Raw genomic sequence first — 14,003 nt, 5'->3', positions numbered from 1 at the left:
CGTCAGTCGAGGACGGCGAGCACGTCGATCTCAACCAGGAGCCCGGCGGGCAGCCCGACGTACACCGTGGTGCGAGCCGCGTGCGGGGCCTCGCCGATCAGCTCGTTGTAGACCTCGTTGAACGCGGCGAAGTGGCTGGTGTCGGTGAGGTACACGCGCACCATCACCGCGTCCGCGAAGCTCGAGCCCGCCTCTTCGAGCAGCGCGGTCAGGTTCTTGAACACCTGCCGGGTCTGGCTCACGACGTCGTCGCCGACGATCTCGTTCGTGGCCGGGTCGAACGCGACCGCGCCGGCGACCTGCAGGATGTTCCCCTTGCGGACGGCCTGCGAGAAGTTCGCCGGCGGCTTCGGCGCGTTCTCGCTGGTGATCGCCGTCTTGCCCATCATTGCCCCTTTCCGTTCCCCGTCCATCCACTGTGGACGGAAGCTTTCTCCGTGGCGGCCAGCAGCTCGGGCACGAGCGCCAGCAGCCCGTCGTAGTCCAGCAGCACCTTCGGCACCGACATCGACGCCGCGGCGAGCACTTCGCCGCCCGCGCCGCGCACCGGCGCGGAAACGCAGTGGATGAAGTCCTCGTGCTCGGCATTGTCCACCGCGTACCCGCGCTCAGCGACCTGGTCCAGTTCGGCCAAGTACGCCTCGGGTGTCTTGATGGTGTTGGCGGTGAGCACGACGTAGTCGATCGCGCGGGCGATCTCCTCGCGTTTCGCCCGCGGCATCGCAGCGACGAGCACCTTGCCGACCGCGGTGCAGTGCAGCGGCGCGCGTTTGCCGACCCGCGAGTACATCCGGACCGCGTGGTGTCCCTCGAATTTGTCGATGTACACCACCTCGCCGTCCTCATAGGACGCCAGGTGCACAGTGTGCCCGGTACGCAGGTTCAGCTCGGCGAGTGCTTCGTGCGAACTGCGCCGGACGTCGCGGTCCTCGAGCGCCTGGTTGGCGAGGTCGAAAAGCGCGCTGCCGAGGCGATAGTGACGGGCTCCTTCGCGCCGCACGAAATGGTGCGATTCGAGCGTGCGCAGGAGCCGCAGCACCGTCGTCTTGTGCACGCCGATCTCTTCGGCCAACTCGTCGAGCGTCTTGCCGCCGCGGGCGAGACCGCCCAGCAGCGTCAGCGCGCGGTCGAGACTTTGGCTCACGTGGCCACCACTCCCTCTCCGGTGAGCCGGACGGAACTCCAGCTGTCGGCGTCCGCCTGCACCAACTGCAGCACGACGGCCTCGGCCAGCGGTACGCCGACGTCGTCTTGGGTCAACAGCGTCGCCGCGGCTTGCAGGTGACCACGCCGAAGCCTCGTCAGCGGATCGGCGCCGCGCAGAGTCGCGGCCAGGAATCCGGCGGCAAAGGCGTCTCCGGCACCGACCGGCTCGACGACATCAACCCGAAGCGCGGGCGAGAACAGCGGTTCGGCCGAGCCCTCGACGAGCGTCGCGCCGCGTTCCCCGTGTTTGACCACGAGCGTGCGCGGACCGGGCAGAAGGGCGCGCAGCTGTACCGGATCGCCGGTGCCCCACACGCGTTCCGCCTCGTCGTCGCCGGTCAGCACCAGATCGGCCTTCCCCGCCAGTTCGGCGAGCACGGACTGGTCGCGTCCGGTCCACAGCGCGGGCCGGTGGTTGACGTCGAACGACACGAGCAGGTCGCCGCGCGGACGGTCGAGCAGCGCGCGGACGAGCGCGAGGCAGCTGTCCGAAAGCGCAGGCGTGATCCCGGAGAGGTGCAGCACGCGAACGCCGGAGAAGTCCAGCCGGGACACCAGTTCCGGGCCCATGCCGGACGCGGCGGAACCCGAGCGGTAGTAGCGGACCGGACTGCCGCCCGCGCCGCTTTCCTTCACGTACAGCCCGGTCGGACGGGTCGGGTCGACTACGACGCCGCGCACGTCCACGCCCGCCGAAGCGATCTCGCGGACGAGCGCGCGGCCGAACGGGTCGTCGCCGACCGCGCTGACCCATCCGCTCGGCACGCCGAGGGCGGGCAGGTGGCACGCGACGTTCGACTCCGCGCCGCCGATGGTGCGCAGCCAGGTGCGCACCTCGTCCGGCGGGCCGGGTTCGGCGGGCACGAACAACGCCATCGACTCGCCGATGCAGAGCACTTCGGGCGACCCAGTCGGACTGCTGGTCACTGACGTCCCTTCCCCGTTGACCTGTGGCGACCCGGATGCTACACCTATGCAACGCATTTTGCGCAACGTCCGTTGCAAGATACGCAACCGAGGTCCTGAATGAACAGCAACGCCGCTCTCACCGCCGCCGTCCGAGCCGGGCGCGGCGAACGGATCGACTGGCGCTTCCGCGCGCTCCCCCCGGCCCTGTCCGGGCTCACTCTCGACGAAGCCGCGGCCCGCCGCGCCAAGCTCTTCGACGACGGCTTCTTCGGTCCGTTCGTGGTGCTCGACGCGAACGCGATGGAACACAACCTCGCCACCATGGCCCGCTGGTGCGCCGAACGCGGCATCGCGCTCGCGCCGCACGGCAAGACGACGATGGCTCCCGAGCTCTTCGCGCGGCAGCTGGAGCACGGCTCGTGGGGCATCACCGCAGCGAACGCCGGGCACGTGCGGATCTACCGCGCGTTCGGCGTGTCGCGGATCCTGCTGGCGAACCAGCTCGTGGACCCGTCCGCGCTGCGCTGGCTGGCCGGCGAGCTGACGGCGGACCCGGACTTCGAGTTCGTCTGCTGGGTCGACTCGGTCCGCAGCGTCGAGCTGATGACCGAAGCGCTCGCCGGTGCCGAGCGGCCCGTCGACGTCTTGGTTGAGCTGGGCGGCGAAGGAGGCCGCACCGGGGTCCGTGACGCGGCGACTGCGCTGGCGGTCGCTGAGGCGGCGGCGAAGAGCCCGGTTCTGCGCTTGCGGGGCACCGGTGGTTACGAGGGCGCGCTTTCGCACCACACGGACGAAGCGGCGCTGGCGAAGATCAGTTCCTATGTGGACAGCCTGCGTGACGCGACGGTCACGTTCGCGGAGAAGGGTTTGCTCGCCGACGGTCCGGTGTACGTCACCGCGGGCGGCAGCGCGTACTTCGACCGCGTCGTGGACGAGCTGACCAAGCCGTGGCCGGACGGTCTCGAAGTCGTCCCGATCCTGCGCAGCGGCGCGTACCTCACGCACGACGACGGCTTCTACCGCGAGATCTCGCCGCTCGGCCAGCACCCGCGTATCTCCGGTGTCGACAGCTTCCGTCCGGCGCTGCACGCGTGGGCGCAGGTGACGTCGAAGCCGACGCCGGAGCTGGCACTGCTCACCGCGGGCAAGCGCGACCTGCCGTACGACGAAGGCATGCCGGAGCCGCAGCTGCTGCGCAAGGACGGCGTGGTCACCGAGCTGACCGGGCACACCGTTCCTAAGCTCAACGACCAGCACGCGTTCCTCGAACTGCCGGAAGGGTCGCCGGTCGAGGTCGGCGACTGGATCCGGCTCGGTTTGTCGCATCCGTGCACGACGTTCGACAAGTGGTCGTTGCTGCCGGTCGTCGACAGCGACGGCGAGACGGTGGTCGACTTCGTCCGGACGTGGTTCTGATGGATCTCGTGATCCGCGGCGCCCGAGTCGCCGACGGAACCGGGGCCCCGCTGGAAATCCGCGACGTCGGCATCACCGGCGACCGCATCGCCGACGTCGCCGCGCCGGGAGAACTCACCGCACCGCGCGTGCTCGACGCGACCGGGCTGGTCCTCTCCCCCGGCTTCATCGACATGCACTCGCATTCCGACCTGCAGGTGCTCGCCAACCCGGATCATCTGGCGAAGATCAGCCAGGGCGTGACCACCGAGGTGCTGGGCCAGGACGGGCTCTCGTACGCCCCGGTCAACGACGAGGTGCTTGCTTCCCTCCGCCAACAGCTGGCCGGGTGGAACGACGACCCGGCCGGGTTCGACTGGAACTGGCGCTCGGTCGGCGAGTACCTCGACCGGCTGGACCGGGGCATCGCGACGAACGCCGCGTACCTGGTCCCGCAGGGCACGGTGCGGATGCTCGTGGTCGGCTGGGAAGACCGGCCCGCCACGGACGCCGAGCTGGCGCGGATGCGGGAACTCGTCGCGACCGGGCTGGCGGAAGGCGCGTTCGGGCTGTCGTCCGGGTTGACCTACACGCCCGGGATGTATGCGACCACCGAGGAACTGGTCGAGCTGTGCCGCGTGGTCGGCGAGCGCGGCGGTTACTACAGCCCGCACCACCGCAGCTACGGCGCGGGCGCGCTGGAGGCGTTCGCGGAGATGGTCGACGTCTCCCGCCGCTCCGGCTGTCCGCTGCACCTCGCGCACGCGACGATGAACTTCTCCGTCAACAAGGGCAAAGCGCCGGATCTGCTGCGGTTGCTGGACAATGCGCTCGACGACGGCTGCGACATCACCCTCGACACGTACCCGTACCTGCCCGGCGCGACCTATCTATCGGCGCTGCTGCCGAGCTGGTCCACCGAAGGCGGCCTCGAACCGACGCTCGCCCGACTGTCCGATCCGGACACTCGCGAACGGATCCGGGCGGAGATCGAAGAGTCCGGTTCGGACGGTGCGCACGGCGTGCCGATCGACTGGGACGCCATCGAAATCAACGGCGTCCGCCGCGAGGAAAATGCCGTGTTGGTGGGGCACAGCGTCCTCGCTTCCGCCCGCGCTGCCGGAACATCCCCGGCAGAGCTGTACTTCGACACGCTGATCGACGAAAAGCTCGGCACGTCCTGCCTCATGCACGTGGGGCACGAGGAAAACGTGCAAGCCATCATGCGGCACCGCACGCACACCGGCGGCTCGGACGGCCTGCTGGTCGGCGCGCGGCCGCATCCCCGCGCGTGGGGCACCTTCCCGCGGTACCTCGCGCGCTACGTCCGCGAACTGGGCGTTCTCGAGCTGGCCGACTGCGTCGCGCACCTCACCGGACGCGCGGCACGGCGGCTGGGGCTGTCCGACCGGGGCCTCGTGCGTCCCGGTCACGCAGCCGATCTGGTGCTGTTCGACCCGGACACGGTCGCCGACACCGCGACGTTCGACAATCCGCGGCAACCCGCCGCGGGCCTGCACCACGTCTTCGTCAACGGCGTCGCCGCCCTCGAAGACGGAACCCCCACCGGCGCGCTCGCCGGGCATTCCCTTCGCCATCCCGGGAGTCGACGATGATTCACTGGCTGCAGACCAGCACGGCCGGTCTGCTCACGCTGGCCGCGGTGTCCATCGCGGTGCTGCTCTTCCTCATCATCAAGGTCAAGGTCGAACCGTTCATCGCCTTGATCGTGGTGGGCCTGCTCACCGCGCTGGCCGCGGGCGTGCCGGTCGGCACCCTGGTCGGCACCGCCCAGAAAACCTCGGATTCGCTGCTGGAGAAGGGCTTCGGCAGCATTCTCGGGCACATCGCGGCGATCATCGGGCTGGGCACGCTGCTCGGTTCGATCCTGGAGAAATCCGGCGGCGCGCGCGTGCTCACCTCGGCGTTGCTGCGGGCGTTCGGCGAGAAACGCGCTCCGCTCGCCATGGGTCTTTCCGGGCTGATCTTCGGCATCCCGGTGTTCTTCGACATCGGCATTTTCGTGCTCGCGCCGCTGGTCTACGCGGCGGCGAAGCAGGGCGGCCGGTCGATCGTGCTGTACGCGATGCCGTTGCTGGCCGGGCTTTCCATCACGCACGCCTTCATCCCGCCGCACCCGGGGCCGGTCGCGGCGGCCGGGCTGCTGCACGTCGATCTCGGCTGGCTGATCCTGATGGGCGCGGTCTGCGGCATCCCGGCGTGGTTCATCGGCGGCATCCTGTACTCGACGTGGATCGGCAAGCGCGTCGACGTGCCGCTGGCCGAGGACTTCGCGAAGCTCGCCGGGGAAGAGGGCGAGCAGGACGGCCCCGCGCCGTCGCTCAAGCTGGTCGGCGGGATCATCGCAGTGCCGCTGGTGCTGATCCTCCTCGGCACGTTCGGCAGCATCCTGCTGCCCAAGGGGTCCACCGGCGCAGGTATCGCGGCGTTCCTCGGCACGCCGGCCATCGCGCTGACCATCGCGACGCTGCTCGCGTCGTGGCTGCTCGGCCGCCGCCGCGGGATGAGCGGCGCGGATCTGGCCCAGCTTTCCGCCAACGCCTTGCGCCCGGTCGCGATGATTCTTCTTGTGGTCGGCGCGGGTTCGTTCTTCGGCGCGGTGTTGTCCGCCACCGGAATCGGAAAAGCGGTGGCCGGATCCCTTGGCGACGCTGGGCTTCCGGTGCTGCTGGCGGCGTACATCATCAGCTGCGGCATGCGCATCGCCCAGGGGTCCGCGACGGTCGCGATCGTGACGACGAGCGGCATTGTCGCGCCGACGGTGATGGATCTGCATTATTCGCAAGCACAATTGGCGCTCGTGGTGGTCGCGATCTCGGCCGGGTCGATCATCGCCTCGCACGTGAACGACGGCGGATTCTGGATCGTGTCCCGCTACTTCGGGCTGACCGTGACGCAAACCCTGAAAACCTGGACGGCTTTGGAAACAGTCCTTTCCTTGAGCGGTTTCGGTGTGGCAGCATTGGTGATGGCATTGGTCTGAACCACATCGGCACATGTTCCGGGGGTATTCGATGACCGAGATTTCCCGTCGCACGTTCGTCGGAGCGGTCGGCGCGGCCGGGGCCGCCGCCGTGGTGGGCGCACAGCTCGCCACGGCAGCGGCCCGGCCGCGCGCGGCCACGACGGTGTACGTCGGCAGCTACACCAACAGCGCACCGGCGGGCCACGGGCTCGACGTCACCCAGCGAGCGGCGGGAAGCCCCGCGCTCACGCAGGTGCGCACCGTTCCGAAGCTGACCGACGTCTCCTGGTTCGACCGCACTCGCGACGGCCGGATCCTGTACGTCACCAACGAAAACGAGGGCGCGGAGACCGGCACAGTGTCCGCGCTGGACATCTCCGACCCGACCCGGCCGAAGCTGCTCGGGTCGACGTCCTCGAAGGGTGGCTCGCCCACGCACCTTTCGGTGCACCCGAGCCAGAAGTACGTGCTGGCCGCCAATTACGACTCCGGCAGCGTCGTCGTGCTGCCGATCAAGTCCGACGGCAAGCTCGGCGCGGCCACCGACCTGCAGCAGCACCAGGGCAAAGAGCCGCACGCGCACCAGGTGGTCACTGACCCGTCCGGCAAGTGGGTGCTGGCGGTCGATCTCGGCACCGACTCGGTGTACGTCTACTCGTTCGACACCGGCAAGGGAAAGCTGAAGCTGCACAAGCAGATCACGCTTCCCGCCGGTGCCGGACCGCGACACCTCGCGTTCCACCCGAACGGCAAATTCGCTTACGTCGCCCAGGAACTGCGGCCGGAAATCACCGTCGCCAGCTGGGATTCCGCCACCGGCACGTTCAAGCCGATCGTCGTGGTGCCCGCGGTTCCGCCGGGCAGCACCGGCGAACTGTTCCCCGGCGAGATCACTGTGTCGCGCGACGGGAAGTTCGTCTACGCCACCGTGCGCGGCCCCAACACTGTCGCCACGTTCACCGTCGCCGACGGCGGAGCCGGGCTCACCCTGGTCTCCTCGGCGGCCTCCGGCGGCAACTGGCCGCGGCACCTCGCGCTGGACCCGGACGAGAAGTGGTTCTACGTCTCGAACCAGCGTTCCGGCACGGTCACCTGGCTGCCGCGCGACCCGGCTACCGGCCTTCCCGGCAAGTCGGCGGGCTCGCTCGCGGTGCCGAACGTCAACTCTGTCTTCTTCGTCTGAGAAAAACCGGGGCTGTCACGCCGCACAGCCCCGTCTTTCCCGGTCTCCGACCGGTCCCCGCGACAGGAGTCACCGATGAAGCTGCGCTCTGTCCTGCCCGCTGTCGCCACGCTGGCGTTGCTCGCCGCGTGTGCGCCCACCCAATCCGGCCCGGCCGCCTCCGGCGGAAACCAAACCGACGGCACGCTCCGGGTCTGGCTGTTCGACGAAGCGAACCGCGCGCCGAAGGAGGCCGCGGTCAAGGAAGCGATCACCGAGTTCGAGGCCAACCACGCCGGTGTGAAGGTCGACGTGCAGTGGGTTCCGGTCGAAGGCCGCGCGGACAAGTTCTCCGGCGCGTTCAACGACCCGTCCAACGCCCCAGACGTCGCCGAATTCGGCAACACCGACGTCTCCAGCTACGCGCAGACCGGCGCGTTGTCCGACCTCACCAAGGACATCTCGAACTGGTCGGACGGCAAAGATCTGCTTCCGTCCGTTGTGGACACCGCGAAGGCGAACGGCAAGATCTACGGCATCCCTTGGTACACCGGCATCCGCGCGTTGTACTACCGCACCGACGTGTTCGCCGAACTCGGCCTCAAGCCGCCCACGACGCTGGCCGAGCTGACCGACGACGCGCGCAAGATCCGCGAGAAGAAGCCGGATCTGTACGGCATCGCCACCGGCGGCAAGTACACCTACGCCATGCTGCCGTTCATCTGGGCCAACGGCGGCGAGCTGGCCAAACAGGACAATGGCAAGTGGACGTCCGCTGTGGACTCCGCGCAGGCCAAGGCCGGAGTCACCGCGTACGCGAACCTGATCAAGGACGACATCTGCCCGCCGTCGGCCTGCGCCAACCTCACCGGCACGCAAAGCGTCACCGCGTTCGCCGGCGGCAAGGCGGGCATGGTGATCGGCGGCGACTTCAACCGCAAGGCCGTCGAAAAGGGCTCGGTGAAGGGAAAGTACGCGATCATGCCGCTGCCCGGCACCACCCCGGGTTCGGTCGCGCCCGCGTTCGCCGGCGGCAACCTGCTCGGCGTGTTCGGCGCGAGCCAGCGCCACGGTCTCGCGGTGCAATTCGCCGAGCTGCTGGCAGGCATCAAGTACCAGGAGAAGATGTACGCGGCGATGGGCAACCTGCCCACCCTCGCGTCGGTCCAGAAGAAGCTCGCCGCCAGCGACCCGACGCTGAAGGCCTTTGTGGACACCCTGACCGCGGGCACGAAGTTCGTGCCGAGCACGCCTGCGTGGTCCAAGATCGACAGCCAGAACGTGCTGCCCACCGCCGTGCAGCAGATCGCGACCGGCGGCAAGGACGCGAACGCCGCGCTGGCCGACGCCGCCGCGGCGATGAACAAGAACTTCGGCTGACCCGTGGCCGCAGTCCGTTCCGCGACCGTCCGCCGCGACGGCCGCGCGGCCCTCCTGTACTTGCTGCCCGCCGGGATTCTCCTCGGCGCGCTGCTGGTGTACCCGATTTACCAGCTGGTCGTGATCTCGCTCTACGACTACGGCCAGCCGCAGGCGGCGGGCGCGGCCCCGCTGGTGTTCCTCGGCCTCGACAACTACGCCACCCTGCTCGCCGACGTCCAGTTCTGGACGGTGCTCGGCAAGACGGTCGGGTTCGCCGCGGCGTGCGTGATCGGCAGCCTGGTCGTCGGCACGGCTTTGGCCGTGCTGGCGAGCCGGGTCCGCGCGTTCCCGCGCACGCTGCTGTTCCTGGCGGCGCTCGGCGCGTGGGCGACCCCGGCGATCGCCGGCTCGTACGTCTGGCTGTTCCTCTTCGACACCGATTTCGGTCTGGTCAACGAGGTGCTCTCGGGCATCGGGTTCACCGGGATGGAGCACCATTCCTGGACGTTCGGCACCTTCGGGACGTTCGGGCTGGTCGCCGCCGAGGTGATCTGGTGCTCGTTCCCGTTCGTCATGGTCACCATGTACGCCGGGATCAGCGGGGTGCCGAAGGAGACGCTGGAGGCGGCGGCGCTCGACGGCGCGTCGGTCTGGCGCACCACGCGGTCGGTGATCCTGCCCGCGGTCCGGCCGCTGCTCACCATCGCGACCGTGCAGTCGATCATCTGGGACTTCAAGGTGTTCACCCAGATCTACGTGATGACCAACGGCGGCGGCATCGCCGGGCGGAACCTGATCCTGAACGTCTACGCCTACCAGCAGGCGTTCGCCGGGCAGGAGTACGGGCTCGGCTCCGCGATCGGGGTCGTGATGACCTTGCTGCTGCTGTCGATCACCGGGCTCTACGTCCGGTCCCAGCGCCGGAGTGCCGCATGGCTGTGAAAGTGCGCCGCCCCGCGCGGCTCGTCGCCGAAATCGTGACCGTGGTGATCGCCGGGATCGTCGCGTTCCCGCTCTACTGGATGGTGCTGTCGGCCTTCAAACCGGCGGGCGAAATTCAGTCGGCGCATCCGAAACCGTGGACGTTCGCGCCTTCGCTGGACAGTTTCCGGCGCGTGCTCACGGTTTCCGGATTCGGCCGGTTCTTCCTCAACAGCCTCGCCGTCGCGGTGGTCGTGGTGCTGCTGTCGCTGGTGCTGTCGTTCCTTTCGGCAGTGGCACTGACGCGATTCCGGTTCCGCGGCCGCGGAATGCTGCTGGTGATGATCCTGGTCGCGCAAATGGTCCCGGTGGAAGCGCTGACCATCCCGCTGTTCTTCCTGATGCGCTCGGTCGGCGGCGCCGTGCCGGCGTTCGGGCTCAACGAACTGGGCTCGCTCGTGCTGGTGCACCTGGCGTTCAGCCTGCCGTTCGCGATCTGGATGCTGCGCGGGTTCGTCGCCGCGGTGCCCGCCGAACTCGAGGAAGCGGCCACTTTGGACGGTGCGTCGCGGATGCGGTTCACCTGGCAGATCCTGTTCCCGCTCGTCGCCCCCGGGCTCGTAGCGGTGAGCGTGCTCGCGTTCATCCACGCGTGGAACGACTTCCTGTTCGCCAAGACGTTCATCATCTCCAAGACCGAAAACCAGACTCTGCCGCAGGCGATCCTGGTGTTCTTCAAACCGGAGGACACCGACTGGGGCGCCGTGATGGCCTCGTCCACCCTGATGACGATCCCTGTGCTGGTGTTTTTCGTGCTGGTGCAACGGAGGCTCGTCGGCGGGACGGCCGGGGCCGTGAAGGGATGACCATGTCCGGTTTCGACACTCTCCTCCCCCGCCCGGTGTCCGCGGCAGCGGCGTCCGGCACCTGCCCGTGGCCCGCGCCGTTGAACGTGCGGACCGCGACGGATCTGCCCGCCGAGGGCTACCAGCTCACGATCACGCCGGACGGCGTCACGCTCGACGCGGCCGACGCCGCGGGCGAGTTCTACGGCCGTCAGACCCTGCGCCAGCTGGCCGGTCCGGATGCGTTCCGTGCCGCTTCGATCCACAATGGACCGGTTGAGCTGCCGTGCGGGACAATCACCGACCATCCGCGATTCGCCTGGCGCGGCTGTCTTTACGACGTCTCGCGGCACTTCCGGACGAAGGCCGAGGTGCTGCGGTTCGTCGACCTGCTGGCCGCGCACAAGATGAACGTGCTGAACCTGCACCTCACCGACGACCAGGGCTGGCGGATCGAGACGCCGGAATTCCCCCGGCTCACGTCCGTCGGCGGCTGGCGGAAATCGTCGATGGTCGGCAGGCATGACGGCCCCGAACGCGACGGCCGCCCGCACGGCGGTTACTACACAGTGGACGATCTGCGCGAGATCGTCGCGTACGCCGCCGCCCGGGCCGTCACCATAGTGCCCGAAGTGGACATTCCCGGACACGCCCGAGCCGCCATCACGGCGTACCCGGAACTCGGCCCGGCCGCCGATGCCCCTTGGGAGGTCTGGACTTCCTGGGGCATCAGCACCTCGCTGCTGGATCCTTCGGAGTCCACTCTGGACTTCTTCCGCGCGGTCTTCGACCACGTGCTGGACATCTTCCCGTCCCCAGTGATCGCGCTCGGCGGCGACGAGGTGCCCGGCGTGACCGAGGCGCACCACCGGTTCGTCCGGGCGATCGCGGACCATCTCGTCGCCCGCGGCCGTACCCCGATGGGCTGGGACGAGGTCCTCGAAGGCGGCGACCTGCCGACGATGGTGATCGGCGTGTGGCAGGACCGCGAACGGGCTTCGCTGGCGTTGAAGGGCGGGCACGAAGCAGTGCTCTGCCCCGAGGACGGCGTGTACCTCGACCACCGGCAAAGCGACCACCCGGACGAACCGATCCCGGTCGGCTACCTGCAGGATCTCGAGCATTTCTACGGTTTCGAGCCCGAATCCGGGCCGCGCGTGCGCGGGGTCCAGGCGCAGCTGTGGTCCGAGCACCTGGACACCGTGCGGCGGACGGATTACGCGGCGTTCCCGCGGCTGTCGGCGTTCGCCGAGGTCGCGTGGAGCAGCGGCCCGCGCGACTACGCGGAATTCCTGTCCCGGCTGCGGGAGCACCACCTGCCGCGGCTGGACGCGCTCGGCGTGGAGTACCGCCCCCTCGACGGACCGCACCCGTGGCAGACCCGGCCGGACGCGCCGGGCCGGCCGCGCTGAACCCCGGGCGGCTCGGCCGGTTTCAGGTCGAGCCGCCCGGTTTCAGCAGACCGGCCGGGCGCGGGGCGCGGTGCAGCAGCCGGGGACTGTAGGCGGGCCGGTACCACGATCTCGCGGCGACCGTGCCGATCTTCGGCCAGTCCGGCGGCGGTTCGAAGCCCGGCCGACGGTGGGCTCGCACGTGGACCTGGACGCTCTCCCCCGCGAGGGCCCGGGAGTCGCGGCAGAGGATCTCCTCCGACATCAGGTCGTCGCTGCCGAAACTGCGGAGCCTCGCGATCAGGGTCCGCAGCCGTTCCATCTGCTCGACCGGCGTCAGTTCCTGGAACTCACGGCGCTCCCGTTCGACGGAAGCGTCGCGCCGCCGGGCCCGCACCCGCTCCGGCACGCCGTCGAACAACACCGTGGCGAGCTGCTCGGCAACCCAGATCAACCGCTCCCGGCGCGGCACGTCGTGCAGTTCCGCGACCAGCTCGGCCCGCCGCGGATGTCCCTTCGGATAGACCCTGGCCAGCAGGTTCACCGCGAACACCGGGAAGAACCCGAACACCAGGGCGGTCAGGAACAGCGTGCCGGCTCCCCAGGTCGCGAGGTGACCCGCCAGCTCGTCCATCAGGCCCACCCGAGCCGGGCGCCGCGGAACCTTTCGTCGGCGGCGGCCCGCTCGAGCAGCGCGCCCAGCTCGGCCTTTCCCTTGCCGGTCACCGTGTAGTACCGGCGCGGCGGGCGGCCGCCGGTCTCCCCGGCCGGCTCCCACCCGTCTTCCAGCCAGCCCTCGGCCAGCATCTGGGTCAGCCGGGGGTACATCGCGCCGGAACGGACCCCGGACGCCCGCGACAGCCGGTAGCCCCAGTGCCGGTCGTCGGGGGCGGCCATGAGTGCGGCGGCGAGCTGCACCAGGGCGTGCGTTACGCGCATCAGCCAAGTATGACCTATGTCGCGCAAGCCCTCAACTAGCCGACGACCGGGCCGAGGAACGTCCCGCCGGTCGCGTCGACGACCTGCCCGGTGACCCACCGCGCGTCCGCCGAGGCCAGGAACGCCACGATGTCGGCGATGTCGGCCGGGTCGGCGACCCGCCGCAGCGCGGACGCCCCTGCCATGCCCGCGCGCATCCGCTCATCGGCGAACATGTGCGCGGTGCGGTCGGTCGGCGTCGGGCCGGGAGCGACACCGTTCACCGTGATCCCCCGCTCGCCGATTTCCTGCGCCAGGCTGCGGGTGAAGATGTCGAGCGCGCCCTTCGTCATGCTGTAAGCCAGCTCGAACGGCAGCGCGATGCGCGTGTCCGCCGACGAGATGTTGACGATCCGGCCGCCGTCCCGCAGCACCGGCAACAGGCGCTGCACCAAGAAAAACGGTGCCTTGACGTTCACCGCGAACACCCGGTCGAAGTCTTCCGGCGTCGCCGTGGTGATCGAACCGGCGCCGGTCGCCGCGTTGTTGACCAGGATGTCGAGCGCGACCTCGCCGGTGCGTTCGCGCAGTTCCGCCGCGAGCCGGTCGAACAGCGTCCCCGCGTCCCCTTCGACGCCCAGCGTCGCCTGCACCGCGAACGCCTGCCCGCCGTTTGCTTCAATCGCCGCGACAGTCTCCTTGGCCGCCGCTTCGTCGCTGCCGTAGTGCACGGCGACCAGCGCACCGTCGTTCGCCAGCCTGGTCGCGATGGCCCGGCCGATGCCCTTGCTGCCGCCGGTGACCAGTGCGATCTTCTTCGTCATTTCTTGCTCCCCTTGAGTGGTGAACTTCGATGTCCACACTTTCGGGGAGTCCGCTTACCGGCTGCGCACGAAGCGCTGACGGGG

General features: G+C 69.3%; 14 protein-coding genes. 8 read left to right on the top strand and 6 right to left on the bottom strand.

Going from position 1 to position 14,003, the window contains the following annotated elements; translation table 11 throughout:
• Window positions 1-2: 2 nt before the first annotated feature.
• The 3 genes from ABZX37_RS29435 to ABZX37_RS29425 are packed head-to-tail and all read right to left on the bottom strand — an operon-like array spanning window position 3 to window position 2,133.
• On the bottom strand, window positions 3-386 hold the full coding sequence (locus ABZX37_RS29435; protein WP_116204166.1) for a RidA family protein: 384 nt from the start codon (window positions 384-386) through the stop codon (window positions 3-5).
• The gene (locus ABZX37_RS29430) at window positions 386-1,144 is read right to left on the bottom strand and encodes an IclR family transcriptional regulator (protein ID WP_354744948.1); all 759 of its coding nucleotides are present in this window, start codon (window positions 1,142-1,144) and stop codon (window positions 386-388) included. Before ABZX37_RS29430 ends, ABZX37_RS29435 begins: the two co-directional genes overlap by 1 nt.
• Window positions 1,141-2,133, bottom strand: coding sequence for a sugar kinase (locus tag ABZX37_RS29425; protein ID WP_354744945.1), 993 nt, complete (start codon window positions 2,131-2,133; stop codon window positions 1,141-1,143). The genes ABZX37_RS29430 and ABZX37_RS29425 overlap by 4 nt, the downstream gene beginning before the upstream one ends.
• 99 nt (window positions 2,134-2,232) lie before the next feature.
• Between ABZX37_RS29425 and ABZX37_RS29420 the strand changes: the two genes are divergently transcribed.
• The 8 genes from ABZX37_RS29420 to ABZX37_RS29385 all read left to right on the top strand — a co-directional run bounded on the left by ABZX37_RS29420 (window position 2,233) and on the right by ABZX37_RS29385 (window position 12,198).
• The gene (locus ABZX37_RS29420) at window positions 2,233-3,531 is read left to right on the top strand and encodes an amino acid deaminase (protein ID WP_354744943.1); all 1,299 of its coding nucleotides are present in this window, start codon (window positions 2,233-2,235) and stop codon (window positions 3,529-3,531) included.
• Window positions 3,531-5,126, top strand: a complete 1,596-nt coding sequence (locus tag ABZX37_RS29415) for a D-aminoacylase (RefSeq protein ID WP_354744941.1) — start codon at window positions 3,531-3,533, stop codon at window positions 5,124-5,126. Before ABZX37_RS29420 ends, ABZX37_RS29415 begins: the two co-directional genes overlap by 1 nt.
• The gene (locus ABZX37_RS29410; RefSeq protein ID WP_354744939.1) at window positions 5,123-6,514 is read left to right on the top strand and encodes a gluconate:H+ symporter; all 1,392 of its coding nucleotides are present in this window, start codon (window positions 5,123-5,125) and stop codon (window positions 6,512-6,514) included. Before ABZX37_RS29415 ends, ABZX37_RS29410 begins: the two co-directional genes overlap by 4 nt.
• A 31-nt stretch (window positions 6,515-6,545) precedes the next feature.
• Window positions 6,546-7,679 (top strand): lactonase family protein, encoded by a 1,134-nt coding sequence (locus tag ABZX37_RS29405; RefSeq protein ID WP_354744937.1) that lies wholly within the window; start codon window positions 6,546-6,548, stop codon window positions 7,677-7,679.
• Window positions 7,680-7,754: 75 nt separating this feature from the next.
• Window positions 7,755-9,038, top strand: coding sequence for an extracellular solute-binding protein (locus tag ABZX37_RS29400; RefSeq protein WP_354744935.1), 1,284 nt, complete (start codon window positions 7,755-7,757; stop codon window positions 9,036-9,038).
• Between the two features lie 3 nt (window positions 9,039-9,041).
• Entirely contained in the window at window positions 9,042-9,962 is a 921-nt protein-coding gene (locus ABZX37_RS29395; RefSeq protein ID WP_354744934.1) for a sugar ABC transporter permease, read from the top strand.
• Entirely contained in the window at window positions 9,953-10,807 is an 855-nt protein-coding gene (locus tag ABZX37_RS29390) for a carbohydrate ABC transporter permease (RefSeq protein WP_344286532.1), read from the top strand. The genes ABZX37_RS29395 and ABZX37_RS29390 overlap by 10 nt, the downstream gene beginning before the upstream one ends.
• A 2-nt stretch (window positions 10,808-10,809) precedes the next feature.
• Window positions 10,810-12,198, top strand: coding sequence for a beta-N-acetylhexosaminidase (locus tag ABZX37_RS29385; protein ID WP_354744933.1), 1,389 nt, complete (start codon window positions 10,810-10,812; stop codon window positions 12,196-12,198).
• Between the two features lie 22 nt (window positions 12,199-12,220).
• On the opposite strand, the gene ABZX37_RS29380 is transcribed toward ABZX37_RS29385, so the two are convergent.
• The 3 genes from ABZX37_RS29380 to ABZX37_RS29370 are packed head-to-tail and all read right to left on the bottom strand — an operon-like array spanning window position 12,221 to window position 13,919.
• Complete coding sequence (locus tag ABZX37_RS29380; protein WP_354744931.1) at window positions 12,221-12,811, bottom strand: hypothetical protein; 591 nt, start codon at window positions 12,809-12,811, stop codon at window positions 12,221-12,223.
• Entirely contained in the window at window positions 12,811-13,116 is a 306-nt protein-coding gene (locus tag ABZX37_RS29375) for a PadR family transcriptional regulator (RefSeq protein ID WP_354744929.1), read from the bottom strand. The genes ABZX37_RS29380 and ABZX37_RS29375 overlap by 1 nt, the downstream gene beginning before the upstream one ends.
• Before the next feature lie 35 nt (window positions 13,117-13,151).
• Entirely contained in the window at window positions 13,152-13,919 is a 768-nt protein-coding gene (locus ABZX37_RS29370) for an SDR family oxidoreductase (RefSeq protein WP_354744927.1), read from the bottom strand.
• Between the last annotated feature and the right edge of the window lie 84 nt (window positions 13,920-14,003).

The sequence above is a fragment of the Amycolatopsis sp. NPDC004079 genome (assembly GCF_040610415.1).
Taxonomy (GTDB): domain Bacteria; phylum Actinomycetota; class Actinomycetes; order Mycobacteriales; family Pseudonocardiaceae; genus Amycolatopsis; species Amycolatopsis halotolerans.
This window is presented reverse-complemented; position numbering and strand designations above follow the sequence as displayed.